The organism is uncultured Campylobacter sp., from assembly GCF_938030815.1.
Classification (GTDB): Bacteria; Campylobacterota; Campylobacteria; order Campylobacterales; family Campylobacteraceae; genus Campylobacter_B.
Genome location: NZ_CALHII010000176.1, coordinates 1 through 4,163 on the forward strand (window position 1 = coordinate 1; position 4,163 = coordinate 4,163).

Sequence of the window (4,163 nt, forward strand, 5' to 3'; positions counted from 1 at the left end):
TATACTGCTGCTGCGCTCTTTGTTGAGCTTGCGCGCTATTCGCTCTGAATGAATTAAACGCGTCTTGCGATGCCGCTTGCTCTTGCGCCTTTCGCGCGACTTCGGCGTCGATTTTTTGCCGCTTCGCGCAGCGGTTTGGCTGCTCCTTATTTAGCGAGCTTGCGATGTCGCATCTGTTCGCGCCTGTTGCAAACAAAGCCTCCTTGCCGTCCTGCGAGAGCGTCGAGCAGCCGCAAAGCAACACGACTAAAATCAAGGCAGAGAAAAATTTTAACTTCACGGCTACCTCTTAAATTTTATCTTTAATTCCCGACTGACGCTAATCCGCGCCCTTTGCGAGGTCGAACCCGCACTGCGCCACAAGCGCCTTATCGCTTGCGATACTATCGCCGGTGGTGGTCAGGAAATTGCCCGTAAGCGCCGAGTTGATGCCGCATCCAAGCGCCGTGCGCACGTGCTCGCCCAAATTTCGCCTGCCGCCTGCGAAGCGCAGATACGCGCGCGGCAAAATGAAGCGGTAGATCGCGATCGATTTTAAAATTTCATCGTGCGCTAGCGGCGCGGCGTTTTGCAGCGGAGTGCCTTTGATCGGGGTCAGGATATTGATCGGCACGGAGCTAACGCCCAGCTCTCGCAGCTGCAGCGCCATATCGATGCGATCCTCCATACTTTCGCCCAGCCCGAAAATCCCGCCGCTACATACGTCAAGCCCCACGGCGCGGCAGTTTTGTATCGTTTGGATGCGATCGTCGTAGCTGTGCGTCGTGCAGATCTGCGGATAAAATTTGCGCGAAGTCTCGAGATTGTGATGATAGGTCTGTACGCCGCTTGCTTTAAGCAGCGCCAGCGCGGGCTTTGAGGCGATCCCCAGCGAGGCGCACAGATGCAGCCGCGTTTCGCTTCGCAGCCGCTCATAGATCGCGCAGTATGCCTTAAGATCGGAGCTTTTTTGAGAAATTCCGCGCCCGCTGGCGACGAGCGAGAAGCGATGCGTCTGCTCGGCTTCGTTTGCAAGCGCGGCGCTTAGCACCTGCCGCTCGCTCAAAATTCCGTAAGTCTCGCAGCCCGTGTTAAAATGCGCCGACTGCGCGCAGTATTTGCAGTCCTCGCTACAGCGCCCCGATTTTACGTTTATGATCGTGCAGAGATTGAATTTATCGCCGCAAAACTCGCGCCTGATCTCATCCGCCGCCGCAAAAAGCGCGCCTAAATCCTCGCATCGCGCCAGCTCTAGCGCCTCCTCCTTTGCAATCTCGCAGCCGCCTATCACGCGATCTTTCAGCGCGCAAACATAAGCTTTATCTATCAGCATTCATCCTTTTTGATAAAAATGCGTAATTATACAACGCTAAATTTAAAGCAAAGCCCGCGCGTGAAATTTTGGCGCAGGAATTTTGCGCTAAAAATTTATGCGGAATTTTATGCCCACCATTCGCCGCTTTTGTGCCGCGATTTTTACGAACGGCTTGTCCGCGACATCTGCGTGCGATTTATCGTTTTGAAATTTTATTTTGGCTAAAATTGCAACTTTAAATTTAAAGGCAAAAAATGAAATACGACGTTATCGTTGTGGGCGGCGGGCACGCGGGTATTGAGGCAAGCTTAGCCACCGCAAAAATGGGCGCAAAGACGCTGCTAATTACGATCTTGGCCGAGCAGATCGGCGCTGCGAGCTGTAACCCTGCAATCGGCGGCCTTGCTAAGGGACATCTGGTAAAGGAGATCGACGCGTTGGGCGGTCAGATGGGACTTGCGGCGGATACGTGCGGGCTGCAGTTTAGAATTTTAAACGAGAGCAAGGGCCCTGCGGTGCGCGGCTCGCGCGCTCAGATCGATATGGACGAATACCGCATCTACATGCGAAATTTGCTGCTAAACACGCAGGGGCTGGACGTAAGCCAGGAGATCGCGAGCGAAATTTTAACCTGCGAGCAAGGCGGCGGCCCGCGCATTTGTGGCGTTAAGAGCCATCTTGGCAACGTTTATGAGACCGAGCATCTGATAATCACCGCCGGCACCTTTTTGAACGGGCTAATTCACGTGGGCGAGAATAAGCTGCAAGCGGGGCGCGTGGGCGAGCTGGCGAGCGTCGAGCTTGCCGAATCGCTACGAAGCTTGGGGCTGCAAATGGGGCGGCTAAAGACGGGCACCTGCCCGAGGATCGATGCTAAGACGATCGATTTTAGCGTGCTTGAGCGCCAAGACGGCGACGCCAATCCGCGCGCTTTTAGCTTTCGCAGCAAAAATTTTGCGCCGAAACAGCTTGCCTGCTTCATCGCCTACACGAACGAGCGCACGCACGAGATCATCCGCGAAAATTTCGCCCGCGCGCCGATGTTTACGGGGCAGATTTCAAGCACCGGCCCGCGCTACTGCCCGAGCATCGAGACTAAAATTTATGAATTCCCAAATCGAGACCGCCACCACGTCTTCGTCGAGCCGCAGACGCGCGAGGCTACGGAGTATTACGTAAACGGGCTTTCTACGAGCCTTCCTTACGACGTGCAGGTTGCGTTTTTGCACACGATCAGAGGCTTTGAAAATGCAAAAATCGTCCGCCCGGGCTATGCGATCGAGTACGATTTCATCGATCCTACCGAGCTTAAACACAGCCTCGAGACCAAAAAGATCCGCGGGCTGTTTTTAGCAGGCCAGATCAACGGCACCACCGGCTACGAGGAGGCCGCGGCGCAGGGGCTGATGGCGGGTATCAACGCCGTGCTTGATTTGCACGGGCGGCAGCCTCTGATTTTGCGCAGAGATGAGGCGTATATCGGCGTTTTGATCGATGATCTCGTCACTAAGGGCACGAACGAGCCTTACCGAATGTTTACTTCGCGTGCGGAATTTCGCCTGCTGCTGCGCGAAGGCAACGCAGTGTTGCGTCTAAGCGAATACGGCCGCGAAATCGGGCTTTTAGACGAGGCGAGTTACGAGCGGGCGAGCAAATTTAAGCACGATGTGCAGAGCGGAATGGAATTTTTGCTAAAAACGCAGATTACTCCTTCGAAACAGACGCTTGGCCTGCTGCAAAGTATCGGCGCAGAGCCAATTTCGCAAAGCTGTAGCTTGCAAAAGATCGCCTCTCAAAGCGGCTTTTCAAAGGCGGGACTGCTCGCTCTGGCACCGCATTTTGAGGGCTTTAGCGATGAGGTTTTGGATGAAATTTTAACGCAGTGCAAGTATCATTTCTACATCGCGATGCAGCGCGCCGAGGTCGAGAGGATGAAGGGGCTGCTTGGCGTCGCGATCCCGCCGCAGATCGATTTTAGCAAGATCGGAGGGCTTAGCAACGAGATCGTGCAGAAGCTAAATCGCTTCGCGCCGCCGACGCTTTTTGCCGCGAGCGAGATCAGCGGCGTAACGCCCGCCGCAATCGATATTTTGCACATTTACATCAAGCAAAATTTTGGCTTGAAATAAGCTGCGCGTCTGGCGTGAGAAAGCCGTAGTAGAATTTGACTACGCGAACAAAATAGGAATGAGCATGCAAGATGAGTTAAATTTAAGCCTGAGAAAATTTGCAAGAGACTACGACAAAGAGCCGCTAGTCATCAAAGACGAAACTAATCAAGTCATAAAAATTTCGATTATTTTGATGCTTGCGTTAATGGCTTTTGGAATTTTAAGAAACGTATTTTTTGGCGGCAACTCCGATATATTTAAAATTTCATTATGCTTTTTGCTCGTCATAGGCAGGAGAAAATTCGATATGAATTTCTATAGAAACGCTTATGTCTATTTTTATAATGATAAAATCGTCAAGATAATTGACGGTAACATTTTTGCGGAAATTGCGCCGCGTCAAATACGAAAGCTTCACAAAACAGTATCCTACGCGCTTCCGATACATTACGGGCTAGATAGCGTCGGCGGTAAAACAGGCGTAATATTTCTTGTCGTTATCATGGCGGCGATGTTTGTAGTTCTGCCCGTAGCGACATCTGTTTTTATAATTTTAGCGACGATCTGCATGGTGCTTTTGCCTCAGATCATTTTTCATTTTGGCAAGGGCGTTGATAGTGTTTTTGATATGATATTTTTACAGGGCAAAAACGGCTTGTTTTGTAATTTTATGATCAGCGATCCAAATGATTACGCCGAGCTGCGTAGATATTTCAAGGCTGTTTGCAATAAAAATTTAGACCTAGCCGAAAAGAAAA

Annotated in this window: 4 protein-coding genes; 2 read left to right on the forward strand and 2 right to left on the reverse strand. The window is 51.5% G+C overall.

The window, feature by feature from the left end; translation table 11 throughout:
* Both Q0277_RS06795 and bioB read right to left on the reverse strand, forming a co-directional pair.
* Nucleotides 1-280: hypothetical protein (locus Q0277_RS06795; protein ID WP_297996741.1), on the reverse strand; the 280-nt coding region annotated here is incomplete at its 3' end.
* Nucleotides 281-319: 39 nt separating this feature from the next.
* On the reverse strand, nucleotides 320-1,312 hold the full coding sequence (bioB, locus tag Q0277_RS06800; RefSeq protein ID WP_297996743.1) for a biotin synthase BioB: 993 nt from the start codon (nucleotides 1,310-1,312) through the stop codon (nucleotides 320-322).
* A gap of 236 nt (nucleotides 1,313-1,548) precedes the next feature.
* Between bioB and mnmG the strand changes: the two genes are divergently transcribed.
* Together mnmG and Q0277_RS06810 are read left to right on the forward strand one after the other, a co-directional pair.
* Nucleotides 1,549-3,423: a tRNA uridine-5-carboxymethylaminomethyl(34) synthesis enzyme MnmG gene (gene mnmG, locus Q0277_RS06805; RefSeq protein ID WP_297996745.1), complete on the forward strand. Its 1,875-nt coding sequence runs from the start codon at nucleotides 1,549-1,551 to the stop codon at nucleotides 3,421-3,423.
* Nucleotides 3,424-3,487: 64 nt separating this feature from the next.
* A partial coding sequence (locus tag Q0277_RS06810; RefSeq protein ID WP_297996747.1) for a hypothetical protein occupies nucleotides 3,488-4,163 on the forward strand: 676 nt, incomplete at its 3' end.